26 protein-coding genes are annotated in these 26,103 nt (G+C 70.2%); 9 read left to right on the top strand and 17 right to left on the bottom strand.

Annotated elements, in window-relative coordinates; genetic code table 11:
* Nucleotides 1-70: 70 nt before the first annotated feature.
* From ABZV42_RS22125 to ABZV42_RS22115, 3 genes are all read right to left on the bottom strand, one after another.
* Nucleotides 71-469 carry a hypothetical protein gene (locus ABZV42_RS22125; RefSeq protein WP_355980680.1) on the bottom strand — a complete coding sequence of 133 codons (399 nt, stop codon included), beginning with the start codon at nt 467-469 and terminating at the stop codon, nt 71-73.
* Nucleotides 470-613: 144 nt separating this feature from the next.
* Nucleotides 614-1,360: a ribonuclease PH gene (gene rph, locus ABZV42_RS22120; RefSeq protein ID WP_355980678.1), complete on the bottom strand. Its 747-nt coding sequence runs from the start codon at nt 1,358-1,360 to the stop codon at nt 614-616.
* Between the two features lie 133 nt (nt 1,361-1,493).
* Nucleotides 1,494-1,727, bottom strand: coding sequence for a PTS glucose/sucrose transporter subunit IIB (locus ABZV42_RS22115; RefSeq protein ID WP_019065908.1), 234 nt, complete (start codon nt 1,725-1,727; stop codon nt 1,494-1,496).
* 174 nt (nt 1,728-1,901) lie between these two features.
* Here ABZV42_RS22115 and ABZV42_RS22110 point away from each other — a divergent pair, with 174 nt between their 5' ends.
* Together ABZV42_RS22110 and ABZV42_RS22105 are read left to right on the top strand one after the other, a co-directional pair.
* Entirely contained in the window at nt 1,902-3,188 is a 1,287-nt protein-coding gene (locus ABZV42_RS22110) for a PTS transporter subunit EIIC (protein WP_355980676.1), read from the top strand.
* 267 nt (nt 3,189-3,455) lie between these two features.
* On the top strand, nt 3,456-4,703 hold the full coding sequence (locus ABZV42_RS22105) for a PTS transporter subunit EIIC (protein WP_355980673.1): 1,248 nt from the start codon (nt 3,456-3,458) through the stop codon (nt 4,701-4,703).
* A gap of 71 nt (nt 4,704-4,774) precedes the next feature.
* Here ABZV42_RS22105 and ABZV42_RS22100 read toward each other — a convergent pair whose 3' ends face one another.
* Entirely contained in the window at nt 4,775-5,527 is a 753-nt protein-coding gene (locus tag ABZV42_RS22100) for an MBL fold metallo-hydrolase (protein ID WP_355980670.1), read from the bottom strand.
* Between the two features lie 251 nt (nt 5,528-5,778).
* On the opposite strand from ABZV42_RS22100, the gene ABZV42_RS22095 reads away from it, so the two are divergent.
* Nucleotides 5,779-6,252, top strand: coding sequence for a type II toxin-antitoxin system PemK/MazF family toxin (locus tag ABZV42_RS22095; RefSeq protein ID WP_355980667.1), 474 nt, complete (start codon nt 5,779-5,781; stop codon nt 6,250-6,252).
* Nucleotides 6,253-6,497: 245 nt separating this feature from the next.
* On the opposite strand, the gene ABZV42_RS22090 is transcribed toward ABZV42_RS22095, so the two are convergent.
* The 7 genes from ABZV42_RS22090 to clpS form a co-directional block, all read right to left on the bottom strand.
* Nucleotides 6,498-7,448: a cysteine synthase gene (locus ABZV42_RS22090; RefSeq protein ID WP_356053209.1), complete on the bottom strand. Its 951-nt coding sequence runs from the start codon at nt 7,446-7,448 to the stop codon at nt 6,498-6,500.
* Nucleotides 7,449-7,464: 16 nt separating this feature from the next.
* Nucleotides 7,465-7,743, bottom strand: a complete 279-nt coding sequence (locus ABZV42_RS22085; RefSeq protein WP_355980661.1) for a MoaD/ThiS family protein — start codon at nt 7,741-7,743, stop codon at nt 7,465-7,467.
* 113 nt (nt 7,744-7,856) lie between these two features.
* On the bottom strand, nt 7,857-7,958 hold the full coding sequence (locus tag ABZV42_RS22080; RefSeq protein WP_355980658.1) for a putative leader peptide: 102 nt from the start codon (nt 7,956-7,958) through the stop codon (nt 7,857-7,859).
* Nucleotides 7,959-8,037: 79 nt separating this feature from the next.
* Complete coding sequence (locus tag ABZV42_RS22075; protein ID WP_355980655.1) at nt 8,038-8,460, bottom strand: M67 family metallopeptidase; 423 nt, start codon at nt 8,458-8,460, stop codon at nt 8,038-8,040.
* 111 nt (nt 8,461-8,571) lie between these two features.
* Nucleotides 8,572-10,023, bottom strand: a complete 1,452-nt coding sequence (locus ABZV42_RS22070; RefSeq protein ID WP_355980652.1) for an amino acid permease — start codon at nt 10,021-10,023, stop codon at nt 8,572-8,574.
* A 340-nt stretch (nt 10,024-10,363) separates the two neighbouring features.
* Nucleotides 10,364-10,969, bottom strand: a complete 606-nt coding sequence (locus ABZV42_RS22065) for a DUF2017 domain-containing protein (RefSeq protein WP_355980649.1) — start codon at nt 10,967-10,969, stop codon at nt 10,364-10,366.
* 55 nt (nt 10,970-11,024) lie between these two features.
* Nucleotides 11,025-11,342 carry an ATP-dependent Clp protease adapter ClpS gene (gene clpS, locus ABZV42_RS22060; RefSeq protein ID WP_355980646.1) on the bottom strand — a complete coding sequence of 106 codons (318 nt, stop codon included), beginning with the start codon at nt 11,340-11,342 and terminating at the stop codon, nt 11,025-11,027.
* Between the two features lie 118 nt (nt 11,343-11,460).
* Between clpS and ABZV42_RS22055 the strand changes: the two genes are divergently transcribed.
* Nucleotides 11,461-12,789: a nicotinate phosphoribosyltransferase gene (locus ABZV42_RS22055; protein WP_355980643.1), complete on the top strand. Its 1,329-nt coding sequence runs from the start codon at nt 11,461-11,463 to the stop codon at nt 12,787-12,789.
* Nucleotides 12,790-12,995: 206 nt separating this feature from the next.
* Nucleotides 12,996-13,580 (top strand): isochorismatase family protein, encoded by a 585-nt coding sequence (locus ABZV42_RS22050; RefSeq protein ID WP_355980640.1) that lies wholly within the window; start codon nt 12,996-12,998, stop codon nt 13,578-13,580.
* Between the two features lie 81 nt (nt 13,581-13,661).
* On the opposite strand, the gene ABZV42_RS22045 is transcribed toward ABZV42_RS22050, so the two are convergent.
* Together ABZV42_RS22045 and ABZV42_RS22040 are read right to left on the bottom strand one after the other, a co-directional pair.
* Nucleotides 13,662-13,997 carry a hypothetical protein gene (locus ABZV42_RS22045; RefSeq protein WP_355980638.1) on the bottom strand — a complete coding sequence of 112 codons (336 nt, stop codon included), beginning with the start codon at nt 13,995-13,997 and terminating at the stop codon, nt 13,662-13,664.
* A gap of 132 nt (nt 13,998-14,129) precedes the next feature.
* Nucleotides 14,130-16,484, bottom strand: coding sequence for an immune inhibitor A domain-containing protein (locus ABZV42_RS22040; RefSeq protein ID WP_356053207.1), 2,355 nt, complete (start codon nt 16,482-16,484; stop codon nt 14,130-14,132).
* 440 nt (nt 16,485-16,924) lie between these two features.
* On the opposite strand from ABZV42_RS22040, the gene ABZV42_RS22035 reads away from it, so the two are divergent.
* Complete coding sequence (locus ABZV42_RS22035) at nt 16,925-17,218, top strand: hypothetical protein (RefSeq protein WP_355980632.1); 294 nt, start codon at nt 16,925-16,927, stop codon at nt 17,216-17,218.
* A gap of 185 nt (nt 17,219-17,403) precedes the next feature.
* On the opposite strand, the gene ABZV42_RS22030 is transcribed toward ABZV42_RS22035, so the two are convergent.
* Both ABZV42_RS22030 and ABZV42_RS22025 read right to left on the bottom strand, forming a co-directional pair.
* Nucleotides 17,404-18,141, bottom strand: coding sequence for an RDD family protein (locus tag ABZV42_RS22030; protein WP_355980629.1), 738 nt, complete (start codon nt 18,139-18,141; stop codon nt 17,404-17,406).
* A gap of 63 nt (nt 18,142-18,204) precedes the next feature.
* Nucleotides 18,205-20,115 carry an RDD family protein gene (locus tag ABZV42_RS22025; protein WP_356053205.1) on the bottom strand — a complete coding sequence of 637 codons (1,911 nt, stop codon included), beginning with the start codon at nt 20,113-20,115 and terminating at the stop codon, nt 18,205-18,207.
* A gap of 279 nt (nt 20,116-20,394) precedes the next feature.
* On the opposite strand from ABZV42_RS22025, the gene ABZV42_RS22020 reads away from it, so the two are divergent.
* Nucleotides 20,395-20,913 (top strand): SsgA family sporulation/cell division regulator, encoded by a 519-nt coding sequence (locus ABZV42_RS22020; protein WP_355980624.1) that lies wholly within the window; start codon nt 20,395-20,397, stop codon nt 20,911-20,913.
* A 184-nt stretch (nt 20,914-21,097) separates the two neighbouring features.
* Here ABZV42_RS22020 and ABZV42_RS22015 read toward each other — a convergent pair whose 3' ends face one another.
* Nucleotides 21,098-22,513 carry an FAD-linked oxidase C-terminal domain-containing protein gene (locus tag ABZV42_RS22015; protein ID WP_356053203.1) on the bottom strand — a complete coding sequence of 472 codons (1,416 nt, stop codon included), beginning with the start codon at nt 22,511-22,513 and terminating at the stop codon, nt 21,098-21,100.
* Nucleotides 22,514-22,605: 92 nt separating this feature from the next.
* On the opposite strand from ABZV42_RS22015, the gene ABZV42_RS22010 reads away from it, so the two are divergent.
* Complete coding sequence (locus ABZV42_RS22010) at nt 22,606-24,270, top strand: hypothetical protein (protein WP_356053201.1); 1,665 nt, start codon at nt 22,606-22,608, stop codon at nt 24,268-24,270.
* A 78-nt stretch (nt 24,271-24,348) separates the two neighbouring features.
* On the opposite strand, the gene hppD is transcribed toward ABZV42_RS22010, so the two are convergent.
* Nucleotides 24,349-25,494, bottom strand: coding sequence for a 4-hydroxyphenylpyruvate dioxygenase (gene hppD, locus ABZV42_RS22005; RefSeq protein WP_355980615.1), 1,146 nt, complete (start codon nt 25,492-25,494; stop codon nt 24,349-24,351).
* Nucleotides 25,495-25,616: 122 nt separating this feature from the next.
* Here hppD and ABZV42_RS22000 point away from each other — a divergent pair, with 122 nt between their 5' ends.
* A complete protein-coding gene (locus tag ABZV42_RS22000; protein WP_355980612.1) occupies nt 25,617-26,087 on the top strand; it encodes an Lrp/AsnC family transcriptional regulator in 471 nt (156 codons plus the stop codon).
* The last annotated feature ends 16 nt before the right edge of the window (nt 26,088-26,103 follow it).

Below are 26,103 nucleotides of genomic sequence, written 5' to 3'. Positions count from 1 at the left end.
CCCGGGCCCCGCCCGGAACCGGTACCCGACGGCGCCACCGCTCGTCTCAGGCCAGGGGCCCGGTCGGCCGCTACGGCGTGCACACCTTCGTCAGTTCGCCCGCCGCTGCCGTGACGGGGCTGATGTCGGGGGCGGTGTCGCCGTTCTTGACGGCGGTGCGGACGTTCGCGACGGCCTTGTTCAGGTCGTCGACCGCCTTGTTGACGTCGGCGTTGTCGGTCTTGTCGCCGATCTTGCCGAGGTTGTTCTCTATGGCGTTGAGGGACGCGTCGGTCTGCGTCGGGTCGTTCGCCGCGTTCTCGACGGCCTGCTGGAGCGCGGTGACGCTGTCGGCTATGGAGTCGGCGGTCTGCACGCAGTCGAGCGCCTTGTTGACCGCGTCGCAGCCGACGGTCGCCGGCAGGACGGCGAGTACGGCGACGACGGCGAGTGCGGCGGTGCGGCGGCGGTTGCGGTGGCGCGCGGCCATGGAACGGTCCCTCCCCGTGGGCGTATGTGGTGCGGCCACGACGGCGCACCGCACCGGTCCGCTGTGCGGTCGGCCCGATCCGCCCGAAGGGGCCGGCGGGCGCACGGCTGGACCGTACGCCCGTACCCATAAGAACGCGAAGGGTTAACCCGCGGTTGCCTCGCCGGTCTCTTCGAGTACCGCGCGCTGGATGGCGGCGAGTTCGTCGCAGCCCGCGACGGCGAGGTCGAGGAGGGCGTTGAGCTCCTTGCGGTCGAAGGGCTCGGCCTCGGCGGTGCCCTGGACCTCGACGAAGCGGCCGTCGCCGGTGCAGACGACGTTCATGTCGGTGTCGGCCTTGACGTCCTCCTCGTAGCGGAGGTCGAGGAGGGGGACGCCGCCGACGATGCCGACGGAGACGGCGGAGACGGTGCCGGTGAGCGGCTTGCGGCCGGGCTTGATGAGCTTCTTGCCCTGGGCCCAGGTGACGGCGTCGGCGAGGGCGACGTAGGCGCCGGTGATGGCGGCTGTGCGGGTGCCGCCGTCGGCCTGGAGGACGTCGCAGTCGAGGACGATGGTGTTCTCGCCGAGTGCCTTGTAGTCGATGACGGCGCGCAGGGAGCGGCCGATGAGGCGGCTGATCTCGTGGGTGCGGCCGCCGATCTTGCCGCGGACGGATTCGCGGTCGCCGCGGGTGTTGGTGGCGCGGGGGAGCATGGAGTATTCGGCGGTGACCCAGCCTTCGCCGCTGCCCTTGCGCCAGCGCGGGACGCCTTCGGTGACGGAGGCCGTGCAGAAGACCTTGGTGTCGCCGAAGGAGACGAGGACGGAGCCCTCGGCATGCTTGCTCCAGCCACGCTGGATGGTGATGGGGCGCAGCTGTTCGGGGGTGCGGCCGTCGATTCGAGACATGGCGTCGAGCCTATCGGCACATGCGTGAGGGGCTGTCCGCCGGTGGCGGAAACAGCCCCTCACGGGTGAGCCGGGGTTCCTGAAGCGGTGTGCGGCGCGCGTGGGGCCGGGTGGCTTCAGTGGGTCCCCTCGCTCACATCAGGTCTTCGATGTCGGCGGCGATCGGGTCGGCGTCGGTGCCGATGACGACCTGGATGGCGGTGCCCATCTTGACGACTCCGTGGGCGCCTGCGGCCTTGAGTGCGGCTTCGTCGACCAGTGAGGGGTCCTTGACCTCGGTGCGCAGGCGGGTGATGCAGCCTTCGACCTCTTCGATGTTGTCGATGCCGCCGAGCCCGGCGACGATCTTCTCAGCCTTGGTGGCCATGTCCTTACTCCCTGATCAGAACCGCTTTTTCGCAGTAACCCACAGTTGGCCCAACTTCGCGAGCGGTCATGTCGTAGGTGCCGAAGGATGGCGATCACGACAGAGCGACCCGTCGTCAACTGGTCTACACCAGTCGGCGGGCAGTCGCCAAACCGGCCCGCCCGGAGGACGCCCATGAGTGCCGTGAGTGATGTGTCGCCAGCGCGCGCCCGCTGGCACAAGGCTTTCCAGGGGCTTCAGAAGATGGGCCGCAGCCTCCAGTTGCCGATCGCGGTGCTGCCGGCCGCGGGCATCCTCAACCGGCTGGGTCAGCCGGACGTGTTCGGTGCGGAGGGGCTCGGCTGGGACAACCTGTCCAGGGTGATCGGCGCGGCGGGTGGCGCGCTGCTGGACGGTTCTCTGGGGCTGCCGATGCTGTTCTGTGTCGGTGTGGCCATCGGTATGGCGAAGAAGTCGGACGGTTCCACGGCGCTGGCGGCGGTGGTGGGTTTCCTCGTCTACTACAACGTGCTGCGCGCGTTTCCGAAGACCTGTCCGGGCGGGAGCGCCAAGATCGCGCTGGGCTGTCAGCTGGAGGACAACTCGGTCGTCGAGTTCACTTACCAGAATCCCGGGGTCTTCGGCGGCATCGTGATCGGGCTGCTGTCGGCGTACTTCTGGCAGCGCTACCACCGTACGAAGCTGGTGGACTGGCTGGGCTTCTTCAACGGGCGGCGTCTGGTGCCGATCATCATGGCGTTCGTCTCCATCCTGTTCGCCTCGTTGTGTCTGTGGGTCTGGCCGCCGATCGGTACCGCGCTGGAGAACTTCAGCGACTGGCTCGTCGGGCTGGGGGCGTGGGGTTCGGGTGTGTTCGGTCTGGCCAACCGGGCCCTGCTGGTGATCGGTCTGCACCAGTTCCTGAACGTGCCCATCTGGTTCCAGTTCGGCAGTTTCACGAAGCCCGACGGGCAGGTGGTGCACGGTGACATCAACATGTTCCTGGCGGGCGACCCGAACGCCGGGCAGTTCCTCACGGGCTTCTTCCCGATCATGATGTTCGCGCTGCCGGCGGCGGCGCTGGCGATGACGCACACCGCGAAGCCGCACCGGCGCAAGGAGGTCGGCGGTCTGATGCTCTCGGTGGCGCTGACGTCGTTCGTCACGGGCATCACCGAGCCGATCGAGTACTCGTTCCTGTTCATCGCGCCGCTGCTGTACGCGGTGCACGCGGTGCTCACCGGTGTGTCGATGGCGGTGAGTTGGGGGCTGGGTGTGCACGACGGCTTCAGTTTCTCCGCGGGTCTGATCGACTACGTCATCAACTGGAACCTGGCGACGAAGCCGTGGTTGATCATTCCGATCGGGTTGTGCTTCGCCGCGGTGTACTACGCGATCTTCCGGTTCGCGATCACGAAGTTCGATCTGAAGACTCCGGGGCGGGAGCCGGAGGAGGACGTCGAGGACACGACGAAGGCGTAGTCCTTCGCGCCGGTGACCGCGCGGATCGTCCCCGCGCGTTCCCCGCTCACGGTGGAGGCCCCCGGACCTTTCGGTCCGGGGGTCTCCGGCATGAACGGAATCAGTTGTTCCCGTTATGGCCGAGGCCACAAAATTCGTGCCTTCCTTATCCAGCCTTCACCGTGCTACAAAACAGGTCTACACCACTGGTGGTGTAGACCACAGGTCGCTGCCGACCCCTGTCGTACCTCTCCCGTCCCCCGGCAGCACCAGCGCATGGAGGAACCTATGAGCACCGCCACCGCAACGGCGGCACCCGCGAAGAAGCGGGGATCCGGCCTGTTCCAGGGCCTGCAGAAGATCGGCCGCAGCCTTCAGCTGCCGATCGCCGTGCTTCCGGCGGCGGGCATCCTGCTGCGTCTGGGAGTGCCGGACATCGCACAGAAGCTGCACCTGCCCGACAAGGTCACGCTGGTGTTCGCCACCGCCGGTCACGCGATCTTCGACAACCTGGCGATGCTGTTCTGCATCGGTGTGGCGATCGGCTTCGCCAAGAAGGCGGACGGCTCCACCGCGCTCGCGGCCCTGGTCGGCTTCCTGGTCTACAGCAAGGTGCTCGAGGCCTTCCCGGTCACCGAGGCGAAGATCCAGAAGGGCGCCGACATAGCGGCGACCTACAACAACCCCGGTGTCCTCGGCGGCATCATCATGGGTCTGCTGTCCGCCGTGCTGTGGCAGCGCTACCACCGCAAGAAGCTGGTGGACTGGCTCGGCTTCTTCAACGGCCGCCGTCTGGTGCCGATCGTCATGGCGTTCGTCGGCACGGCCATGGGCGTCTTCTTTGGTCTCGTGTGGGAGCCGATCGGTACCGGCATCTCCAACTTCGGCGAGTGGATCACCGGTCTCGGCACGGTCGGCGCGGGCCTGTTCGGTCTCATCAACCGCGCGCTGATCCCGGTCGGCATGCACCAGTTCGTGAACGCCGTGTCCTGGTTCCAGATCGGCGACTTCAAGAACTCCGCGGGCACGGTGGTCCACGGTGACCTCAACCGGTTCTTCGCCGGTGACCCGAGCGCCGGAATGTTCATGTCGGGCTTCTTCCCCATCATGATGTTCGGTCTGCCGGCCGCCGCGATCGCCATCGCGCACTCCGCCCGCCCCGAGCGCCGCAAGGCCGTGATGGGCATGATGATCTCGCTGGCGCTGACCTCGTTCGTGACGGGTGTGACGGAGCCGATCGAGTTCTCGTTCATGTTCATCGCCCCGCTCCTGTACGCGATCCACGCGGTGCTGACCGCCCTGTCCCTGGCGGTCACCTGGGCGCTCGGCGTCCACGCGGGCTTCACGTTCTCCGCGGGCTTCATCGACTACGCGCTGAACTGGAACCTGGCCACCAAGCCCTGGCTGATCATTCCGATCGGTCTGGTCTTCGCGGCGATCTACTACACGGTCTTCCGCTTCGCGATCACCAAGTTCAACCTCCCCACCCCGGGCCGTGAGCCCGAGGAGGAACTCGAGGACCTCACCAAGGCGTGAGCCCTCCCCCACTGCACGCGAAGGCCCCCGGAACCACCTGGCTCCGGGGGCCTTCGCGCACGCCGTGGGCGTCAGATCTCGTACGTCGCCCCCGGTGCCGCCAGTTCCACCGGGCCCCGGTACGCCGAGCGGGCGTCCGTCAGGTTGGTGTCGGCGTCCGTCCACGGGGGGATGTGGGTGAGGACCAGTCGGCGGGCGCCCGCGCGGGCGGCGGTCTCGCCGGCCTCCAGGCCGTTGAGGTGCAGGCCGGGGATGTTCTCCTTGCCGTGGGTGAACGCGGCCTCGCACAGGAACAGGTCCGTGTCGCGGGCGAGTTCGTCCAGGGCGCCGGTCACCCCGCTGTCACCGGAGTACGTCAACGACCGTCCGCCGTGTTCCACCCGGATGCCGTACGCCTCCACCGGGTGCGCCACCCGTTCGGTGTGCACGGTGAAGGGCCCGACCTCGAAGGTGGACGGCTTGACCGTGTGGAAGTCGAAGACCTCGCTCATGGACGAGGCGGTGGGGGTGTCGGCGTAGGCCGTGGTGAGGCGGTGCTCGGTTCCCTCGGGGCCGTACACCGGGAGCGGGTCGCAGCGGCCGCCGTCGTGCCGGTAGTAGCGCGCGACGAAGTAGGCGCACATGTCGATGCAGTGGTCGGCGTGCAGATGACTCAGGAAGATCGCGTCGAGGTCGTAGAGACCGCAGTGGCGCTGCAACTCGCCGAGGGCACCGTTGCCCATGTCGAGAAGCAGCCGGAAGCCGTCGGCCTCTACGAGGTAGCTCGAGCAGGCCGATTCCGCGGACGGGAACGACCCCGAGCAGCCGACGACGGTGAGCTTCATAAAGCAGAAACCTCCGCTGGCGGGTAACAGCTGGAAACGGGGAGACGGGGGTCGTGCGGGTCCGTCGAGCGTAAGGCGCAAAACGGCGGGTCGCTCCTCCGCCAGGGGCTGTTGTGGGCGAACTCACCTGTGCTGTCACCGGTTCGGATGGACCTGAGGGGCGGCGTTTGGATCAGTTCGTACAGCGGCCCTGGGTGCCGGGGGTGTCGCAGGGCGGGCAGGGGTGCACGCGCGCCGGTACCTTCTTTGCTGTGGACACGTCCTGGTGGCTCGCGTTGGCGGCGGTGGTTCTGCTCGCGCTGGTCGCGACGCTGGTGGACGGCTGGGGGCGCCGCGGGCGCCGGCCGGCCGCTCGGAGGCGTCCGCCGGGCCGGGGCCGGGGACCGCGCCGGGAGGGAACCGGGCGCGGCGGGCCGCTTCCGCGGGCGGCGGAGATCTGGTGGGCGAACGTCCCCTACGAGGACGGGCCCGGGGCCAAGGACCGGCCGTGCCTGGTGCTGGGGGTGCGCGGGAGGCGGGTGACCGTCGCGAAGATCACCAGCAAGTACCACGACGAGCGGCCTGGGGTGATCCCGCTGCCTCCGGGCGCCGTGGGGGACGCTCGGGGGCGGCCGAGTTTCCTGGAGACGGACGAGCTGCGCGAGATGTCCGTCGGTGACTTCCGGCGGCGGGTCGGTGTGGTGGATCCGGTCCTGTGGGACCAGGTCAGGTACCTGGCACGCTGAGCCGCGAGGACCAGCTCCGGTATCCGGCACGCTGAGCCGCGAGGACCAGGTCAGGTACCTGGCACGCTGAGCCGCTTCGCCGTCCCGCCCGGAAATCCCGACGGAGCGCGGGGCCCCTGGGTGGAGACTCCGGAGGGCCGGGCGCCGCGGTCCGTGGATACGGCGAAGGGCGCGTGGACCGTCGATCGGTCCGCGCGCCCCTCGGTGCGGCGGTACGGCCTGTGGCGGCCGGTGCCGGGTCCGGGCTACGCCCAGAGCTGGCCCTGGAGTGCCTCGATGGCCTCTTCCGTGGTCGCCGCCGTGTAGACGCCCGTCGACAGGTACTTCCAGCCGCCGTCCGCGACGACGAAGGCGATGTCGGCGGGCTCTCCTGCCTTGACGGCCTTGTTGCCGACGCCGATCGCGGCGTGCAGCGCGGCTCCGGTGGAGACGCCCGCGAAGATGCCCTCCTGCTGGAGGAGTTCCCGGGTGCGGGTGACCGCGTCCGCCGAGCCGACGGAGAAGCGGGTGGTGAGGACGGAGGCGTCGTACAGCTCCGGTACGAAGCCCTCGTCCAGGTTCCTGAGGCCGTAGACGAGGTCGTCGTAGCGCGGCTCCGCGGCGACGATCTTGACGTCCGGCTTGTGCTCGCGCAGGTAGCGGCCGACGCCCATGAGGGTGCCGGTGGTGCCGAGGCCCGCAACGAAGTGGGTGATGGACGGGAGGTCGGCGAGGATCTCCGGGCCCGTCGTGGCGTAGTGGGCGCCGGCGTTGTCCGGGTTGCCGTACTGGTAGAGCATCACCCAGTCCGGGTGCTGCGCCGAGAGTTCCTTGGCGACACGGACGGCGGTGTTGGAACCGCCGGCGGCCGGGCTGGGGATGATCTCGGCGCCCCACATGCCGAGCAGGTCACGGCGTTCCTGCGAGGTGTTCTCGGGCATCACGCAGACCATGCGGTAGCCCTTGAGCTTCGCCGCCATGGCCAGGGAGATGCCGGTGTTGCCGCTGGTCGGCTCAAGGATCGTGCAGCCCGGTGTCAGCCTGCCGTCCTTCTCGGCCTGCTCGATCATGTGGAGGGCGGGCCGGTCCTTGACCGAACCGGTCGGGTTGCGGTCCTCCAGCTTCGCCCAGATTCGGACGTTCGCGGACGGCGAGAGCCGCGGCAGGCGCACCAGAGGGGTGTTGCCCACCGCCGCGAGCGGGGAGTCGTAGCGCATCGGGAACCGTGTCCGATCAGGCCATGCCGCCGGCGACGGCCGGCAGGATGGTGACGTTGTCGCCGTCGGTCAGCTTGGTGTTGATGCCGTCGAGGAAGCGGACGTCCTCGTCGTTGAGGTAGACGTTGACGAAGCGGCGCAGCTCGCCGCCGTCCACGATCCGGGCCCGGATGCCCGCGTGACGGGTTTCGAGGTCGGCGAACAGGTCGGCAATGGTCGCCCCGCCGCCCTCGACGGCCTTCTCGCCGTTGGTGTAGGTGCGAAGGATGGTGGGGATGCGGACCTCGATGGCCATGGTTGCGGGCTCCTGTCGGAAGGAAAGTCAGGTCGGAAGACGCGCGGCAGCGCGGGCGGGGCAGGGGGTACGCCGGTTGCGGAGCCGCGGCTCTCCGGCCGTACGACGGCGGGTCAGCGCGTACAGATGGCGCTTTTCAGCCTGCACAGGTCGACGTGCAGCCGCGCCACGAGCAGCATGCCCGGCGTCTTGTCGCTCACGTCGTTCAGAACCATGCGCTCATCGTATCGATTCCCGGTACGGGCCCCGGAGTGTGATCTCACGTTCCGGACGCTTTTCGGCCGATGGGTGAGATCAGTAGCTCTCTACGACCTTGACCTCCTCCTCCGTGACCTCGCCTTCCACGATCCGGTAGGAGCGGAACTGGAAGGGTCCGGCGTCGTCGGTGTCCGCCGTGGAGACGAGGACGTAGTGCGCGCCGGGCTCGTTCGCGTAGGCGAGGTCGGTGCGGGAGGGGTAGGCCTCGGTCGCGGTGTGCGAGTGGTAGATGACGACGGGTTCCTCGTCGCGGTCGTCCATCTCGCGGTAGAGCTTGAGCAGGTCGCCGGAGTCGAACTCGTAGAACGTGGGCGAGCGGGCCGCGTTGAGCATCGGGATGAAGCGCTCGGGGCGGTCACTGCCGGCGGGGCCCGCGACGACGCCGCACGCCTCGTCGGGGTGGTCCTGGCGGGCGTGGGCGACGATCTGGTCGAACAGGGCCTCGGTGATGGTCAGCATGCTGGTCAGGATAGACAGAAGGGCCGTCCCGTACCGAGGTGTGGTACGGGACGGCCCGTATGCCGGACATCCTGAGCGGTGGCCCTGTCGGCCGGACGTCCGTGGTGGCGGTCAGCCGACCTTTTCGAGCTCCGGCTCGCGGCGTTCGGTGACCTGGGGGTTGCGCGCCTTGAGGATCGCCCAGCCGATGGCCAGGGCGGCGGCCCAGACGGCCATGACGTACAGGCAGATGCGGGAGTCCCGGTCGTACGCGATCAGTCCGGTGACGAAGAGGAGGAACGCGACCGCGACATAGCTGCACTTCGCGCCGCCCGGGGCGGGGAAGGACGAGGCGGGCAGTCGGCCGGCGTCGACGGCGCGGCGGTAGCGGATGTGGCTGACCAGGATCATCAGCCAGGTCCAGATGCCGGCCGCGGTGGCCACCGAGGTGACGTAGCCGAAGGCCTTCCCGGGGGCGACGTAGTTGAGGATCACGCCGATGCCCATGAAGAGCACGGAGACCGTGACGCCGAACGCGGGCGTCTTGGTCGAGGACAGCCTGTTGAAGACCTTGGGGGCCTCGCCGCTCTCGGCCAGGTTCCGCAGCATGCGGCCCGTGGAGTACATGCCCGAGTTGCAGGAGGACAGGGCGGCGGTGAGGACGACGAAGTTGACGATGCCCGCGCCGGCCGGGATGCCGATCTTCGCGAACGCCTCGACGAAGGGGCTCACGCCCGGCGCGAACTCCGTCCACTTCACGACGCAGAGGATGACGGTGAGGGCGCCGACGTAGAAGAGGGCGATGCGCCACGGGAGGGTGTTGATGGCCTTGGGGAGGGTCTTCTCGGGGTCCTCGGACTCGCCCGCGGTGACGCCGACGAGCTCGACGGCGAGGTAGGCGAACATGACGCCCTGGAGGGTCATCAGGGACGAGCCGATGCCGTTCGGGAAGAAGCCGTCGAACTGCCAGAGGTTGGAGACGGAGGCGGTGTCACCGGCGGAGCTGAAGCCGAAGGTCAGGACGCCGAGGCCGATGATGATCATGCCGATCAGCGCGGTGACCTTGACCATCGAGAACCAGAACTCGATCTCGCCGAAGAGCTTCACGGAGATCAGGTTCGCCACGAACAGGACGACCAGGAACACGAGTGCCGTCACCCATTGGTGGATGCCGGGGAACCAGTAGTGGACGTAGATCGCGGCGGCCGTGAGCTCGGCCATGCCGGTGACCACCCACATCAGCCAGTACGTCCAGCCGGTGAAGTAGCCGAAGAACGGGCCGAGGAACTCGCGGGAGTACTCCGCGAAGGAGCCCGAGACCGGGCGGTAGAGCAGGAGCTCGCCGAGCGCCCGCATGATGAAGAAGATGATCACGCCGGCGAGGGCGTACATCATGATCAGGCTGGGGCCGGCCTTGGCGATGTTCGCCCCGGCTCCCAGGAAGAGGCCTACGCCGACGGCGCCGCCGATCGCGATCATCTGGACCTGACGGCTGCCGAGCCCGCGCTCGTACCCCTCTTCGGGGGCTTCGCCGCCCACGGCCTCACTGCCGTCGTGACTCTTGCCGACCTGCGATGAGGTCATGTCTGGTGCGCCTTTCTCCAAACCGGTCCGAGCCAGTGCTGGCTTCGAATCGGCTTCCGATCCCCCCGGACAGGTGGAGCTTGTGCCTGGCCGGCGGTCCGCCGGCTCGGTGGCGCACCCGGCGGGACATGGGTGGTGTCCTGCCGGGCGGTCGTGAAGATCTATCACGGCGGCGGCGTTGATCGATTGAGGGTGTTGTTGCGCAGGCCACAGGAAGAACCGGACAAACGTCGAACCGCGCCCCAAAGGGCGCGGTTACGGTGACGTGATCGTTATTCGGATTTGAGCGTCCCCTGAGCGAACACTCAGGTTGACGTGCGCGGCGACAGAACCGGATGGATCAGGGCATAAGGGTGGTGACCAGGGTTTCCTGGAGGCCGCCCAGCCAGAGGTACGCCATCACCATCGGCTTGCGCGGGTCCTCGTCGGGGAGGCGGTAGAGGAGGTCGGTGTCCTCCTCGTCGACGACGTCGAGCCGCGATCCGATGGCGAGGCGCAGGTCGTTCAGGGCGCGCAGCCACTGCTCGGACTGGGCGGTGGTCAGCTCGAGGACCGCTCCGCCGTCGCCGCCGGGTGTCAGCGCGTCGAGCGAGCGGATCACCGTGAGGGCGTTCTCACGCTTGCCCGCGCGCAGGTCGTTCTCGGTGAAGCGGCGGAACTCGGCGGAGTGGGCCTGCTGCTCGTCGGCCCGCTCGGGCGTGTCGGCCTCGACTCCGGGGCCGCTGTAGGCGTCGGGGAACAGACGCCTGAGCACCGGGTCGCTCGGCGGCTCGCTGGGGCCCTCGGCGAACAGCTCGGCGAGCGGGTCGGCGGAGGTGTTCTCCGCGGGACCGGGACCGATGAGCTCCAGGAGCTGGACGGCGAGGGAGCGGATGATGGAGATCTCGATCTCGTCGAGCGCGACGGCCGCGCCGCCGCCGGGGAGCGGTTCGAAGTGTCCGGGCATGGAGTGAGTTCGCTACTTCCGGTCCTGCGGGCGGTCGGTTGACAGGGGGCCGCGGCTACTTCCGGTCCTGCTGAAGGGTGGCCCACAGACCGTAACCGTGCATGGCCTGTACGTCGCGCTCCATCTCCTCGCGCGTGCCGCTGGAGACGACGGCCCGGCCCTTGTGGTGGACATCCATCATCAGCTTGGTGGCCTTGTCCTTGGGATAGCCGAAGTACGACTGGAAGACATACGTCACATAGCTCATGAGGTTGACCGGGTCGTTGTGGACGATCGTGACCCAGGGGACGTCCGGCTCGGGTACGGCGAAGACCTCCTCCGCCGACTCGGTCTTCTCGATCTCTAGAGGTGCGGGAGCCGTCACATCGCCCATGCTCCCACCAGAGGGGGTCACCCGCATAAACGGACCCCGGAACCGGGCCCGGGCGCCTTGGAAGTCGCCGCCCCGACAGAAATCGTCAAAGTGACGAAATGGGGGTACGATCCCTGCCATGAACACAGCGGACCTTGGGTTGCCGGTGGCTGTTCCCTCTACGGCGCTCTTCACGGATCAGTACGAGCTGACGATGCTCCGGGCCGCGCTCGCGGCCGGGACCGCCGAGCGGCGCTCGGTCTTCGAGGTCTTCACCCGGCGGCTGCCCGAGGGGCGGCGCTACGGAGTCGTCGCGGGCACCGGGCGCGTCCTGGACGCCGTCGAGAACTTCCGCTTCGACGCGGACGTCATCGGGTTCCTGCGGGAGCGCGGGATCGTGGACGAGCCGACCCTCGAGTGGCTCGCCTCCTACCGCTTCGGCGGGGACATCTGGGGCTACCCCGAGGGCGAGGTGTACTTCCCCGGCTCGCCCCTGCTGCGGGTCGAGGGCAGCTTCGCCGAGTGCGTGCTCCTGGAGACGGTGATCCTCTCGATCCTCAACCACGACTCCGCCATCGCGGCGGCCGCCTCGCGGATGTCCTCCGCCGCGGGCAGCCGGCCGCTGATCGAGATGGGCGCCCGGCGCACCCACGAGCTGGCGGCGGTGGCCGCCTCGCGCGCCGCGTACATCGGCGGGTTCACCAGCACCTCCGACCTGGCCGCCGGTTTCCGCTACGGCATCCCGACCGTGGGCACCTCCGCACACGCCTTCACCCTCCTGCACGACCGTGAGCGGGACGCCTTCCGGGCCCAGGTGGACTCGCTGGGCGCGGGCACCACGCTGCTCGTGGACACCTACGACGTCGCCGAGGCGGTCCGCACGGCCGTCGAGGTCGCCGGGACCGGACTGGGCGCGGTGCGCATCGACTCCGGCGACCTGCTGCTCGTCGCCCACCGGGTGCGCAGGCAGCTGGACGAGCTGGGCGCGACCGGGACGAAGATCGTCGTGACCTCGGACCTCGACGAATACGCCATCGCCTCGCTCGCGGCGGCGCCCGTGGACGCGTACGGCGTCGGCACCCAGCTGGTGACGGGATCCGGCCATCCGACGTGCTCGATGGTCTACAAGCTGGTCGCCCGCGCCGAGTCGGCCGACCCGAAGGCGCCGCTGGAGCCGGTGGCCAAGAAGTCCACGGGCGGCAAGACGTCCATCGGCGGCCGCAAGTGGGCCGCCCGGCGCCTGGACGGTCAGGGGGTCGCCGAGGCCGAGGTCATCGGCGTCGGGCCGGTTCCCGGCGACCTTGCCGACGAGCAGATCCTGGTCCAGCTGGTCAAGGGCGGACAGGTCCTGTCCCGCGAGGCCCTGGACGTCGTACGCGACCGGCACGCGGCGGCCCGCGCCCGGCTGCCGCTGTCGGCGACGCAGCTGTCGCGCGGCGAGCCGGTGATCCCCACCGAATACGTCTGAGACGCCCGGGGCGGATGGTGCGGGTGTTACCGGGGTGGCACCGCGCATGAACCCTCGGTGAGCGGGAATGCAACGGCAGCGTGCCCGCGTGGGCCGCGGAAGCCGAATACGCCCTCCCGTACCGCCCCGGAATTCTCTAGGCTCGGAAGTTCAACGGCCGGGCCCGCACCCTTGTCTGCCGCACCCATAGCCGAAGGACACAGCCCATGCGCCGCGCCTTGATCGTCGTAGACGTGCAGAACGACTTCTGCGAGGGAGGCAGCCTCGCGGTGGCCGGGGGCGCCGACGTGGCCGCCGCCGTCACGGAGCTGATCGGCCAGGCCCCCGCCGGCTACCGGCACGTGGTCGCCACCCGCGACCTGCACATCGCTCCCGGGGGCCACTTCGCCGACAACCCCGACTACGTCCACTCCTGGCCCGCGCACTGCGTGGCCGGCACCGAGGGGGTGGGCTTCCACCCGAACTTCGCCCCGGCCGTCGCCTCGGGCGCGATCGACGCGGTCTTCGACAAGGGCGCCTACGCGGCGGCGTACAGCGGCTTCGAGGGCGCGGACGAGAACGGGGTGCCGCTGGGCGACTGGCTGCGCGCCCGCGGGATCGGCGAGGTGGACGTGGTCGGCATCGCGACCGACCACTGCGTGAAGGCCACCGCCCTGGACGCGGCCCGGCAGGGCTTTCGCACGACCGTCCTGCTGGATCTGACCGCCGGGGTTGCGGAGGAGACGACGCAGCGGGCGCTGGAGGAGCTGCGCACCGCCGGGGTCGAGCTCACGGGCAAGCCCGTCGTGTGACCGGGCCACCACACCCGTCACACCCGTCACGCGAGTCGCACTCGGTCACGTTCGGCCACACCTGGTTGCTGACGGAGGCGCTCACGGCTGTGGTGCCGGGCGTCTGAGCAGCGTTCTGACCGGATGCCACAGCTCCTGGGTGAGCTCGGGGACGCCGCTCCCGGGGGCCGTACGCCAGATGAGCCCGTCGGGATGGTGCAGGACCGCGGTGATCTCGTCGGGAGTGGGCGGGGCGGAGTTTCCCCGGAGGTAGACGGCGCGCAACCCCAGGTTGCGCAGCCGCGTCAGGGCGCGGGCACGGTTCGGGGCGATCACCAGGAACCGCAGGCAGCCGCCCGCCGGACCTGCCGGAGCGGGCAGGTTCAGCGCCACTACGACGCTGCCGTTCGGCAGTCTGCAGAAACCTCCTGCGGCCATGCGGTCACACCCCCGTGCGAGTCGATGTCGGTGTCGGTGTCAATAAGCCGGGCACAGGAGGCACCTAAACACGATCGGCGGCAACCCGCCAGGGGTTGCCGCCGATACGCTTTTGACCTGCGGAAATACTGATTACTTCACTGCGGGGCCGACCTTGAGGGAGATCGTCGAGCCATCCTTGGCCTGCTTGACGATCTCGATCTTGGTGTTGGTGTCAGTGATCTTGACGCCGCCGGTCGGGTTCCGGTTGTCGTAGTAGTCGCTGGTGTGGTCGTTGAAGACCGACACCCCCTTCGACGACGCGATCTTCGTGGCGGCGTCGGCGCTGTGCAGCGTGAGACCGCCCGTGCGGTACAGGCTGAACGGGGAGTCGTAGGCCTGGATGCGGTTGCGCATCAGCGTGCCGTTGTCCCACCACAGGGCCTTCGGGTGCGAGTCGACGGGAAGCGCGAGGCCGACGCCGGGGTGCTCGCTGGTGTTGTTGTCCGCCTGCGAGGTGTCCCACTTCCAGATCAACAGGCCGGTCTGGTACGGGTAGTGCTCCACCCAGTCCGGACGGGTCGTCGAGAAGCCGAAGTTGTACGGGCCGACCTTGAGGGTCTTGTCGTACGAGACGTACTGGCGGTTCTCCGCGAGGTAGTACTGCGCGTAGCTCTTGGTGAACGAGGCGCCGATGCGGGAGAAGCCGTTGGCGGTCCAAGCGGGGTCGGCCGTCTCGGCGTTGTCCGAGAAGAGCGCGGCGCCGTCGGCGGTGACGCTGATCTCGTCGGCCGCGAAGCCCTTGAGCGCCACGCCGCCGTCGCTCTGGTAGCGGAAGCGGACGTCGATCTTCTTGCCCGCGTAGGCGTCGAGCGGGTACACGAGCTTCTTGTACGCGTCGACCGTGCCGGTGAGGACGGGCTTGTCGCTGCCGTCACGCGGGATGGCGGCGCCGTCCACCGTGCCGTCCAGGGCGGTCCAGTTGGCGCCGCCGTCGGTCGAGACCTCGGTGTAGAGGTAGTCGTAGTTCGCCTCGATGTCGTACCAGCCGTCGAGTGTCAGCTTCGCCGAGGTCTTGCCCGTGAGGTCCACGGACCGGGTCAGCGTGTTCTTCAGGTTGTCACCGCTGCCGCTCCACCACTGGGACGAGCCCTGCGCGGGGTTGACGACCGTGGTCGTGACCGCCTTGTCCGGCAGGTTGACGACGAGTGCCTGCTTGTTCCAGGTGTTGTACTCGGCGACGCCCAGCTTGTGCGTGGACTGCTTGCCGGCCTTGGCGGTGTCGTAGTTCAGCCAGCCGAGCTGGAGCTTGTCCCAGGCGTTGAAGTCGCCGGGGAGGTCGCCGATGGAGTCCTTGCCCCTGCCGAGCCAGGAGCCCGAGGACATCAGGGTCCAGAAACCGGTGGAGTTGTCGCCGCCGGCGGTGTCGTAGTGGTCCGGCAGACCGAGGTCGTGACCGTACTCGTGGGCGAAGACGCCGAGTCCGCCGTTCTCCGGCTGGATGGTGTAGTCGCCGACCCAGATGCCGGTGCCGCCGATCTGGGCGCCGCCGAGCTTGTTGTCGGCCGGACCCGTGGCGCCCGCGTCGGTGCCGAACGCGTACCAGCGGTGGGCCCAGATCGCGTCGGTGCCCTGGGCGCCGCCGCCCGCGGACTCGTCCTCACCGGCGTGCACGATCTGGAAGTGGTCGATGTAACCGTCGGGCTCGTTGAAGTTGCCGTCGCCGTCGTAGTCGTAGCGGTCCCACTGGTCGAACTGGGCCAGGTCCGCCTTGATGGCCGCGTCGGTCTTGCCGGCCGCCTTCTGCTGGGCGACCCAGGCGGTGACACCGTCGCTGACGACGTTCCACACGCTCGGGCAGTTCTTGCTGCCACAGGCGTTGTTGCCGTAACGCGCCTCGTTGTAGGGGACCTTGACCCAGTCGGCGACCTTGCCGTCCACCGAGTAGCGGCCCGAGGACTGCGTCTCGTAGAACTTCTTCATCGACTCGGTGTTCTTGCCGGTGCCGAAGTAGAGGTCCTGGAAGTGCTTCTGGTTGTAATCCGCCTGCCAGGCCGTGCTGTTGTCCTTCGCACGGTCCGGCGCGGCTATCTGGTTGTGCGAAGGCCCGGCGGTACCACCGAACTTGGGGTCCGTCTTGTCGCCGAAGTCGACCAGGATCGTGAAGATCTGGTCGGTCTTCTCGCGGCCCAGCTCGACGTACTTCGAGCTGCCCTTCCTGCTCTTCAGCTGGACGACCTTCGAACCGTGACGGTTCTGCACCTTGGCGTCGCCGGATATGACCTGGTTCAGCGCCTCCTGGCGCTGGGCGTTCTGGGTCTTGCTCAGCGGGCCGTCGAGGTCGTGGTCGACCGTGTTCCTGACCGGCTGCGGGTCGTGGCGTTCCACGACCGGCGACGCGTGGGCCGCATCGGCCTGCGCGACGGCGTACGTCGAGAACGTGGCGGTGGCCGCCGCGAGGGCGACGCCCACCGCGGTTGCTCTGAACGTCCATGGTCTGTTGGTCACTTGATGTCCTCCCCCGCGCACGTTCACGCGGAGGGGGTTCCGGGTCATGGAGGTCCGCGAGCGTCTGCGCGATTCAAGTGACGACATTTGACCGGAGTTACCAAAGAAAAAACAGATCTTGACTTGAACCTGGCAAGTGCATTATGCGGAGCCTGCGTTCGGTATCCGGACGACCCCAAAACGCCCCGACGGGCGCGCTCCCACGTCCACTTGGTGGACTTGATGACTCCGTGCGCCCCCTGTGCATCGGCACCGTGGGTAAGGTCACGCTTACCGGACGTTCCACTCGGGCATGCAGGCGAATAGAGTCGATTGGCGAAGCGTCGGAAGCCGGCGGAACAGCCACGTCGACACCGTTGTCCCACCCCCGACATCTATCCGCACCCTCCCCCATCGCGAGAGGCACCGGGGGGAGAACCCCATCCGAGGACACGATTGCCATGCCTCGTCCGACCGCCGCACAGCTCGCCTACGGTTCCTGCACCGTGATCTTCTCCACCCTCGCCATGCTGCTGCTGTCACAGACGAGTTCGAGTCTGGGGATCGTGCTGATCACCCTCTCGGCGCTCGCTCTCGGACTGCTGGTGGCCATGACGGTCCCGCTGCCGAAGCCCGCGCCGGCCACCGCCGCGCCCGTCGTCCACGAGCGAGTGCCGGCGCGGCGCGAGACCGCGTCGGTGTCCGTCTCCGCGTCGTCCGCTCCCGAGCCGGTACGCGAACCCGCGGGGCCCTGAAGCGGCGTACGCGAGCCCGCGCGCTCCGGTCCCCTCGCGGACCGGCGGAGCGCCGGCACCCCGGACGCTCGGACCTCGTACCGAAACGGCGGGCCCGTGAACCTCGGGCCCGCCGTTTCGGTGTACTCCCCCGCCGCCGGGCCCGTCGTCCGGCCGTCCCGTGCGGCGATGTCCACCGGAAGCCGTCAGCCGGTGTCGACCACCACCGTCTTGGCCGCCTTGTCGTGCAGGCCCTGCTTGTAGGGCTTGTCGAAGAAGCTCCAGCCGCCCGCGATCGCCGTCCAGATGCAGGCGCAGCAGAACGCGAACGGGATCCACAGGACCAGCGCGCGGATCAGGGAGGTCTGCACCGAAGGCGTCGAGCCGTCGCCGAGGTTGGCGACCCGGTGGTTGAACAGGCGCTTGCCGAGGGTCTGGCCCGTCTTGCTGATCATCACGGTGTCGTAGGCGACGTAGAGCACCGCGGCCACCAGGGACTGCCCGAGCGACTTGCTGTACTCGATCTTGTTCGAGTTCATGTTGTACTCGGTGACCCCGAACGCCCATGACAGCAGCCACACCACGATGCCCACCAGGATCATGTCCAGGATCCTGGCCAGCACCCGCTTCCCGCTGTCCGCGAGCGGCGGCATGCCGGCGAGCGGATCGCCGCCGTAGGGGCCGCCACCGCCGTAGGGGTCGCCGCCTCCCGGGTGCGGTCCGCCGCCCTCGCCGTAGGGACCGCCGCTGAACGGGGGCGGCTCGCTGCCGTACGGCGGGGTCCGGTCGCCGGACGGGGGCGGCGGGTCGTAGGGAGAACCGCCGCCGGACGGAGGCGGCGGGTCGTACGGGGAGCCCGTGCCCTCACCTGGCGGGGGCTGCTTCTTGAACGGGTCGTCGTCCGGTGGCCGGCCGGGGCCCGGGGGCGGCGGTTCGCTGCTCATGGCCCGAGTCGACCGCGAACCCCCGGGCTCCGCATCCGGCGAAGGGCCGTCCGGGGGACGGGATTACCGGGCCGGTCCCGCCACGAAGGTGTGCGCCGCCTTGTCGTGCCAGCACTGGCTCCAGGGCTTGTCGAACAGGCACCACAGGACGCCCGCGAAACCGACGAGCAGCAGACACGGCACGCAAAGGACGAGCCAGCGGGCCAGGGCCCGTCCGAAGCCCGGCGGTTCGTGGCCCTCGATGTCACGCACCTCGATGCCGCACAGCTTCTTGCCCAGTGTGCGGCCCCACTTGGCGGTGGGCAGGACTTCGTAGAGGACACCGAAGACGAGCAGTACGGCGAGGACGGCGCCGAGGCAGGAGGCGGTCGTGCCGTCGAGGAGCCAGACGGTGACCTTCTCCCCCGACAGCTTGGCAGCGTCGATCTTCTCGTTGATGTGGTCGACCGCCCTGGTTCCCAGCGGCACGGCCGCGGCCGCGGTGACACCGGCGATGACGACGGTGTCCACCAGCCGGGCGGTCAGCCGTCTGCCGAGGCCGGAGGGGCGGGACTCCGCCTGCCGGCGCGCTGCCGCCTGGAACACGTCGTCGACCGGCGGTTTCCACGGCGTCACCCGCTGCCCGTCCTCGGCCGGGTCGCCCGCGAGCTGGTGCACCTGCTGGGCCCAGGAGGGCTGGCCCTCGCCCTCCCCGGAGGCCATGGGGGTGGAACCGCCGGCCTGCTGGGGAACGGCGGGCGCGGGCGCCTGGGCGGCGGTGCCCGGTGCGGGGCTCTGGGCTGCTGCCCCCGGAGCGGGGCTCTGGGCTGCTGGTCCTGCTCCTAGGCCGACGGGCCCGGCTACGGAGGCGCCTCCGGCGGAAGCGGTGGGCACGGCGGACGCGGCCTGCCGGGCGGGCGTCCGCGCGGCGGACCCCGGGGCGGGGCTCTGGGCGGGGCTCTGGGCGGCCGGACCGGCGCCGAAGCCGCCTCCGGCCGACGCGGCGGACGCGGCGGACGCGGCGGACGCGGCGGACGGAACGGCCGGGCCGGACGCGGGCGTCGGGCCGGACCCGGCGGACGGGCCTGACCCGGCGGACACGCCCGGCGCACCCGCCGGACCCGTGCCCCCGCTCTGCCGCTCCGTACGCGGGGAGGGCGCACGCGACACCGTGGCGCCCTCGGCGGGAACGGAGTCCGGCGCGCCCGGAATCACGGTGGGGCGTGCGGCTCCGGACTGCCCGGCGCCCGCCGCGGCCCCGGTCCCCGGCCCGCTCCAGGCGTCGGCTCCGCCCGAACTCGCCTCACCCGTAAGGCTCGTACCGCCTGCGCCTTGCGGCCCGTCCGGTTCCGCGGACGGCGCCTGCCCCGCGGGGCGGCGGAAGACCACGGGACCCGCGGTCGCCGGGGGCCGGGGGGCGCCGCCGGAGTCGGCGGGCGGGATCGTCGTCGTGCCGTCCGCGCGCGTCGACGCCCCGTCGGGCCGGCTCACGGGGTCGGCGGGTCCCTCGGCACGCGGGTCGGAGCCCTTGGGCGCGCCCCAGGACACCCGGCGGTCCTGGTCGCCGCCGAAGCCGGACTGCCGGGCGCGGTCGGCGCCCCAGGAGGCGGCGGGCTCGGGCCGGCTGCCGTGCTGGGACTCGGCGGGAGCGGCGCGACGGGGCTCGGCGGGAACGGCGAGGTCGGGCTCGGCGGGAGCGGCGCCGTGGGGCTGCGGGTCCTCGTCGAAGAAGTGCGGACCCGTCTCCTCCGCGGCGGGGGTGACCGTCTGCCCGCGTGCGGCCGAGAACTCGGGCGAGGACGCCGGAGCGGGCACGTGCGCGGAACGCATGACGGCCGGCGGAGCGAGCGCCTCGCCGCCCGACGGCGCCGGGCGGCTCGTGCCCGGCACCCAGGCGGCGCCGTTCCAGTACCGGACATATCCGGGGATGGAGGGGTCCGGGTAATAGCCTTCGCGGGGCCTGTCGTCACCGGGGGCCGGGGTTGGGGCGCTCATGTCCGTCGTCCCGTATCTGCTCGGGGGTCGTGTGGGAGGTCCACATCTACCAGACCGGCGCACGCGTCACGGCCTGTCCCGCGGTACCCACTCCTTTAGGGCATGGATCCGCCCCGTCCCGCGGCCGGACGTCCGAGGCTGTACGCGGCGCACCCGAAGGGGGCCGGAGCGGGGGCCGAAAGATTTCCCCGAACCCGCGTAATGGCCGCGGCACGAGGCGCTCTCCACTCGTACGGGCCCGCCCGCAGGAGCCCGTACGACGAAAGGGAGCGCATCGACATGCACACCGTGGTGGAACGCGAACTCGAGCTTCATCTCGTCCTGTCGCCCGAACACAGCATCCCGGTGCCGGCGCGCCTCAGTTACCGCGCCGACGACCCGTACGCCGTCCGCATCGTCTTCCACATCGGCACCGACCATCCCGTCAGCTGGACGTTCGCCCGTGAGCTGCTCGTCGAGGGGGTGTTCCGGCCGTGCGGCCACGGCGATGTGCGGGTGTGGCCGACGAAGGTCGGCGGCCGGAGCGTCGTCCTGATGGCACTGAGCTCGCCGGACGGCGACGCGCTGCTCGAAGCGTCCGCCGCGCAGATCAGCGCCTGGCTGGAGCGCACTCTCAGGGTGGTCCCACCGGGTACCGAGGCCGGGCAGCTCGGCATCGAGGCCGGTCTGGCCGAGCTGCTCGCGCCGTCCCCGCGGCTCTCGGCCTCGCTCGACCAGGCGGGAGCCCCGTCGCCCGACGATCTGTGGCTGCGCGACCCGTGGCCGTCGGACGAGTCGACGGACGGCGAGCAGTCCTGACGGGCGGCCGGACGAGTCCGCCCACGATGAGCGGTGCCGGTCCGGCAGGCCGGCGGTCCCGGGTCTCACGTCCCAGGTCTCAGGCGTCAGGTCCCAGGCCTCAGGTCACAGGTCACAGGTCACAGGTCACAGGTCACAGGTCACAGGTCACAGGTCACAAGCGTCAGGCCTCAGGCCTCAGGCCTCAGAACAGCTTGCCGGGGTTCAGCAGGCCCAGCGGGTCGAACGCCGCCTTGATCGCCCGCTGCATCTCCACGCCCACCGGGCCGATCTCGCGGGCCAGCCACTCCTTCTTCAGCACGCCCACGCCGTGTTCCCCGGTGATCGTGCCGCCGAGTTCCAGACCGAGGGCCATGATCTCGTCGAAGGACTCGCGGGCGCGCCGGGACTCGTCGGGGTCGGCGGCGTCGAAGCAGACGGTCGGATGCGTGTTGCCGTCGCCCGCGTGCGCGCAGACGCCGATGGTCAGGGCGTACTTCTCGGCCACGCGCTCGATGCCGTCGAGCATGTCTCCGAGCCGGGAGCGGGGTACGCACACGTCGTCGATCATCGTGGTGCCCTTGACCGCTTCGAGCGCGGTGAGTGCCAATCGCCTTGCCTGGAGCAGGAGTTCGGACTCGGCAGCGTCCTCGGCAGGGACGACCTGCGTCGCGCCGGCGGCCTCGCAGAGGGCACCCACCAGGGCGAGGTCGGCCGCCGGGTCGTGGGTGTCGAAGGCGGCGAGCAGCAGTGCCTCGGTGGTCTCCGGGAGGCCCATGTGCGCGAGGTCGTTGACGGCCTTGACGGTCGTACGGTCCATCAGTTCGAGCAGGGACGGGACATGGCCGCCCTCCATGATCCGGCAGACGGCGTCGCAGGCGGCCCGCGCGGAGCCGAACTCGGCCGCCAGGACCAGTTGCTGGGGAGGCTGAGGCTTCAGTGCCAGGATCGCCCGTACGACGATGCCGAGCGAGCCCTCGGAGCCCACGAAGAGGCGGGTGAGGTCGTAGCCGGCGACGCCCTTGGCGGTCCGGCGCCCGGTGGACATCAGCCGCCCGTCGGCGAGGACGACGTCCAGGCCGAGGACGTACTCGGCCGTCACCCCGTACTTCACACAGCACAGGCCGCCGGAGGCCGTGCCGATGTTGCCGCCGATGGTGCAGGTCTCCCAGCTGGAGGGGTCCGGCGGGTAGTACAGCCCGTGTTCGCCCACGGCGCGGGAGAGGGCGGCGTTGACGACTCCGGGTTCGACGACGGCGATGCGGTCGACCGGGTTGATCTCCAGGATGCGGTCCATCTTCACGAGGGACAGCACCACACACCCCTCGGTCGCGTTGGCCGCCCCGGACAGGCCGGTGCGGGCGCCCTGCGGGACGACGGGGACGCGCAGCTCGGTCGCGACACGCATGACGTGCTGGACCTGCTCGACCGTGCGCGGCAGGACGACCACGGCGGGTGTGCCCGCCTCGCAGAAGCTCGCCATGTCGTTGGCGTACGAGGCCGTGACGTCCGGGTCGGTGAGGATGGCCTCGGCCGGCAGACCGCTCAGCAGACGGTCGAGCAGGCTTCCGGGCGCTGCCGTGTCCTCATCGCGCGGGGCTTCGATACGGCTCATGATCACAGGGTCGCACCCGGGGCCATCGGTGTGAACCCCATCCGCGCGGGGCTTCGCATGCCCGGGTCAGGTCTTCGTATTGACGCACAGTGAGCGGCATGGAGATCGAAGAGCGTGAGCCGGTGTCCGCCGGGCCGGGTCGCGCGGTGCCCCCCGGTCACCGGCCCGAGGAGCCCGTCGGCGAGCAGTCCCCGGAGTCCTCCGGCCCGCGCCGCTCCCCGCTCACCCGGCGTTCGCTGATCGCGGCGGTCGCCGGCTGTGCCGTGCTCGGCGGCGTGCTGGTGCTGCTGCCCTCACCGGACCGGGGCGGGGCACCGCGGCCCGCCCCGGGTCCGGTGGCGCGGGCGGCGAGCGCGGTGGGAGCCGGAGTGCCCGCGGCGCTGCCCGATCTCGACGCGCTCGTCCAGGACCGCGAGGCGCGGGTGCGGGCCCGTCCGCGCGACGACGTGTCGTGGGCGGTGCTCGGCGTGGCCTACACGGAGCGGGCGCGGCGGACGGCGGCGGCCGCGTACTACCCGAAGGCGGAGAAGGCGCTGCGCACGTCGCTGACTCTGCGGCCCGGGGACAATGTGGCGGCGCTGGAGGGGCTCGCCTCCCTCGCCGGCGCGCGGGGTGACTTCCGGGCCGCGAAGCAGTGGGGCGAGGCGGCGGTGAAGCTGGCGCCGAAGCGGTGGACGGCGTATGCGGGGCTCGTCGACGCGTACACCGGGCTCGGTGACTACAAGGCCGTGGGCAGGGCTCTCGACAAGCTGCTGGCCCTGCCTTCCGGACCGGCGGCGCAGGCCGTCGCGGCGCGCGTGTACCGGGACCGGGGCCGGCGCGAGGACGCGGCGGCGGTGGTCTCGGACGCGGCGGCGGGCGCGGCCACCCCGTCCGGACAGGCTGCCTTTCTCACGCTGGCGGGAGATCTCGCGTGGGAACGCGGTGACCGGCAGGAGTCCCTGGACCACTACCGGGCGGCGGTGAACACGGACGCCGACGCGTACGACGCGCTGGCCGGGCAGGGGCGCGCGCTGGCGGCGCTGGGGCGCACTTCGGAGGCGCTGCGGGCGTACAGGGCGGCGCTCGCCAGGCGGCCCGTGCCGCGTTACGCGCTGGAGCTGGGCGAGCTGTACGACAAGCTCGGGCTCGGCGCGGCGGCGCGCGTTCAGTACGACCTGTTGCGGGAGCTGGTGCGGCGGGACGCCGCGGCGGGCGTGGACGACGAACCGGTCCTCGGGCTCTTCGAGGCGGACCACGGCGACCCGCAGGCGGCGGTGAAGGCGCTGCGCGCGGAGTGGGAGCGGCAGCCCGGCATCGCGGTGGCGGACGCGCTGGGCTGGGCGCTGCACCGCGCCGGGAACAAGGAGGCGCTCGGTTTCGCCGTACGGGCCACGGACCAGGAGCACGGGGGCGGTGTGCGCAGTGCGCTGTACGCGTATCACCGGGGGCAGATCGAGCGTGATCTGGGGCTGTCGGGGCCGGCCCGCCGGCACCTCGCCGAGGCGTTGCGGATCAACCCGTACTTCTCGCCGCTGCTGGCGCCCGCGGCCCGGGAGGGCCTGACGGCGCTGGGAGAGCCGCCCGCGGGGGGACCGCCGGAGGAATCGGGGACGTCGGAGGACCCGGGCGGGCCCGCCGACTCCGAACAGCCCGGCCGGTCCCAGGGGTCCGGCCCGTCCCGGCAGCCCGACGCCCCGGCGGGGGCGGCGGGCTCCGACGGTGCTTCGGGAGCCGAGGGGCCGGCGCCGGTTTCCGCGGCTCCGTCGCCCTCGGCACGGTGAACCCTGGGCCACTGGTCCCGGACACCCCGATACCCGGCCCCGTACGTTCGTCGGGGCCCGGGGCCCGGGTTCCACGGGTCAGAGGTTGCCGCGCTTCTCCTGCTCGCGCTCGATCGCCTCGAAGAGGGCCTTGAAGTTGCCCTTGCCGAAGCCCATCGAGCCGTGCCGCTCGATCATCTCGAAGAAGACGGTCGGACGGTCCTGAACCGGCTTGGTGAAGATCTGGAGCAGATAGCCGTCCTCGTCGCGGTCGACGAGGATCTTCAGCTCGCGCAGGGTGTCGACGGGGACCCGGGTGTCGCCGGCCCACTCACCGAGCGTGTCGTAGTACGAGTCGGGGGTGTCGAGGAACTGGACGCCGGCCGCGCGCATGGTGCGTACGGTCGCGACGATGTCGTTCGTGTTCAGCGCGATGTGCTGGACGCCGGCGCCGCCGTAGAACTCCAGGTACTCGTCGATCTGGGACTTCTTCTTGGCGATGGCGGGCTCGTTGATCGGGAACTTGACCTTGAGCGTGCCGTCGGCGACGACCTTGGACATCAGCGCGCTGTACTCGGTCGCGATGTCGTCGCCCACGAACTCCTTCATGTTCGTGAAGCCCATGACCTTGTTGTAGAAGCCGACCCAGTCGTTCATCCTGCCGAGCTCGACGTTGCCCACGCAGTGGTCGATGGCCTGGAAGGTGCGCCGGGCGGGCGGCTCGACGATCGGCGCGGCGGCCACGTACCCGGGCAGGTAGGGGCCGTCGTAGCCCGTCCGCTCGACGAGGGTGTGGCGGGTCTCGCCGTACGTGGCGATGGCGGCGAGGACGACGGTGCCGTTCTCGTCCTTCATCTCGTAGGGCTCGGCGAGCGAGCGGGCGCCGTGCTCGACGGCGTAGGCGTACGCGGCGCGCGCGTCCGGGACCTCGATGGCGAGGTCGACAACGCCGTCGCCGTGCTCCGCCACGTGCTCGGCCAGGAAGTGGCCCCAGGTGGTGGCGGGCTTGATCACCGAGGTGAACACGAAGCGCGCCGAGCCGTTCTCGAGGACGTACGACGCCGTCTCGCGGCTGCCGTTCTCCGGTCCGGAGTACGCGACGAGCCGCATGCCGAAGGCCGTGGAGTAGTAGTGCGCGGCCTGCTTGGCGTTGCCGACGGCGAAGACGACCGCGTCCATTCCCTTGACCGGGAAGGGATCGGCCTGCCGGGCGGTGTCGGGAGTGTGGTGTGTGGTCTGCGTCATGCCCGCAGGCTCCCTCCGTTCCGCAAGGTGCGCAATAGTTCGCCTGTCGACTGAACAATATGTGCGGCAGGAGCCCCGGACCGCCGGGCTTTCTGTACATGATGACCATCCCGGAGGCAGGCATGGCGATCGATCATCTGGACGGGCGGCTGCTCGTGCTGCTGGCGAAGGAGCCGCGCATCGGGGTCCTGGAGATGTCGCGGCGGCTCGGGGTGGCGCGGGGGACGGTGCAGGCCCGGCTGGACCGTCTTCAGTCGAACGGAGTCATCCGGGGTTTCGGTCCGCAGGTCGATCCGACCGCCCTCGGTTATCCGGTCACGGCGTTCGCCACGCTCCAGATCAGGCAGGGGCAAGGCGCGGACGTACGCGCCCACTTGACGACCGTGCCCGAGGTGCTGGAGCTGCACACGACGACCGGCAGCGGGGACATGCTGTGCCGGCTCGTGGCCCGCTCGAACGCCGATCTCCAACGTGTGATCGACCGGGTTGTCGGTTTTGATGGCATCGTCCGGGCCTCCACGGCGATCGTCATGGAGAACCCGGTTCCCCTGCGGATCATCCCGCTCGTGGAGCAGGCGGCGACCGAGCACTGAACCGAGGAGCGGGGTG

Origin of the sequence: Streptomyces sp. NPDC005281 (assembly GCF_040607495.1) — a bacterium.
Taxonomy (GTDB): Bacteria; Actinomycetota; Actinomycetes; order Streptomycetales; family Streptomycetaceae; genus Streptomyces.
This window is presented reverse-complemented; position numbering and strand designations above follow the sequence as displayed.

Bases quoted from the DNA above. Each gene is read 5' to 3' on its own strand.
- ABZV42_RS22100 (WP_355980670.1), bottom strand. From the start codon at position 5,527: ATGAAGCTCACCGTCGTCGGCTGCTCGGGGTCGTTCCCGTCCGCGGAA.
- ABZV42_RS22045 (WP_355980638.1), bottom strand. From the start codon at position 13,997: ATGGCCGCAGGAGGTTTCTGCAGACTGCCGAACGGCAGCGTCGTAGTG.
- ABZV42_RS22035 (WP_355980632.1), top strand. From the start codon at position 16,925: ATGCCTCGTCCGACCGCCGCACAGCTCGCCTACGGTTCCTGCACCGTG.
- ABZV42_RS22000 (WP_355980612.1), top strand. From the start codon at position 25,617: ATGGCGATCGATCATCTGGACGGGCGGCTGCTCGTGCTGCTGGCGAAG.
- ABZV42_RS22070 (WP_355980652.1), bottom strand. From the start codon at position 10,023: ATGACCTCATCGCAGGTCGGCAAGAGTCACGACGGCAGTGAGGCCGTG.
- ABZV42_RS22115 (WP_019065908.1), bottom strand. From the start codon at position 1,727: ATGGCCACCAAGGCTGAGAAGATCGTCGCCGGGCTCGGCGGCATCGAC.
- clpS (WP_355980646.1), bottom strand. From the start codon at position 11,342: ATGGGCGATGTGACGGCTCCCGCACCTCTAGAGATCGAGAAGACCGAG.
- ABZV42_RS22080 (WP_355980658.1), bottom strand. From the start codon at position 7,958: ATGGTTCTGAACGACGTGAGCGACAAGACGCCGGGCATGCTGCTCGTG.
- ABZV42_RS22125 (WP_355980680.1), bottom strand. From the start codon at position 469: ATGGCCGCGCGCCACCGCAACCGCCGCCGCACCGCCGCACTCGCCGTC.
- ABZV42_RS22110 (WP_355980676.1), top strand. From the start codon at position 1,902: ATGAGTGCCGTGAGTGATGTGTCGCCAGCGCGCGCCCGCTGGCACAAG.
- ABZV42_RS22025 (WP_356053205.1), bottom strand. From the start codon at position 20,115: ATGAGCGCCCCAACCCCGGCCCCCGGTGACGACAGGCCCCGCGAAGGC.
- hppD (WP_355980615.1), bottom strand. From the start codon at position 25,494: ATGACGCAGACCACACACCACACTCCCGACACCGCCCGGCAGGCCGAT.
- ABZV42_RS22010 (WP_356053201.1), top strand. From the start codon at position 22,606: ATGGAGATCGAAGAGCGTGAGCCGGTGTCCGCCGGGCCGGGTCGCGCG.
- ABZV42_RS22055 (WP_355980643.1), top strand. From the start codon at position 11,461: ATGAACACAGCGGACCTTGGGTTGCCGGTGGCTGTTCCCTCTACGGCG.
- ABZV42_RS22020 (WP_355980624.1), top strand. From the start codon at position 20,395: ATGCACACCGTGGTGGAACGCGAACTCGAGCTTCATCTCGTCCTGTCG.
- ABZV42_RS22105 (WP_355980673.1), top strand. From the start codon at position 3,456: ATGAGCACCGCCACCGCAACGGCGGCACCCGCGAAGAAGCGGGGATCC.
- ABZV42_RS22090 (WP_356053209.1), bottom strand. From the start codon at position 7,448: ATGCGCTACGACTCCCCGCTCGCGGCGGTGGGCAACACCCCTCTGGTG.
- ABZV42_RS22065 (WP_355980649.1), bottom strand. From the start codon at position 10,969: ATGCCCGGACACTTCGAACCGCTCCCCGGCGGCGGCGCGGCCGTCGCG.
- ABZV42_RS22085 (WP_355980661.1), bottom strand. From the start codon at position 7,743: ATGGCCATCGAGGTCCGCATCCCCACCATCCTTCGCACCTACACCAAC.
- ABZV42_RS22075 (WP_355980655.1), bottom strand. From the start codon at position 8,460: ATGCTGACCATCACCGAGGCCCTGTTCGACCAGATCGTCGCCCACGCC.
- ABZV42_RS22030 (WP_355980629.1), bottom strand. From the start codon at position 18,141: ATGAGCAGCGAACCGCCGCCCCCGGGCCCCGGCCGGCCACCGGACGAC.
- ABZV42_RS22050 (WP_355980640.1), top strand. From the start codon at position 12,996: ATGCGCCGCGCCTTGATCGTCGTAGACGTGCAGAACGACTTCTGCGAG.
- rph (WP_355980678.1), bottom strand. From the start codon at position 1,360: ATGTCTCGAATCGACGGCCGCACCCCCGAACAGCTGCGCCCCATCACC.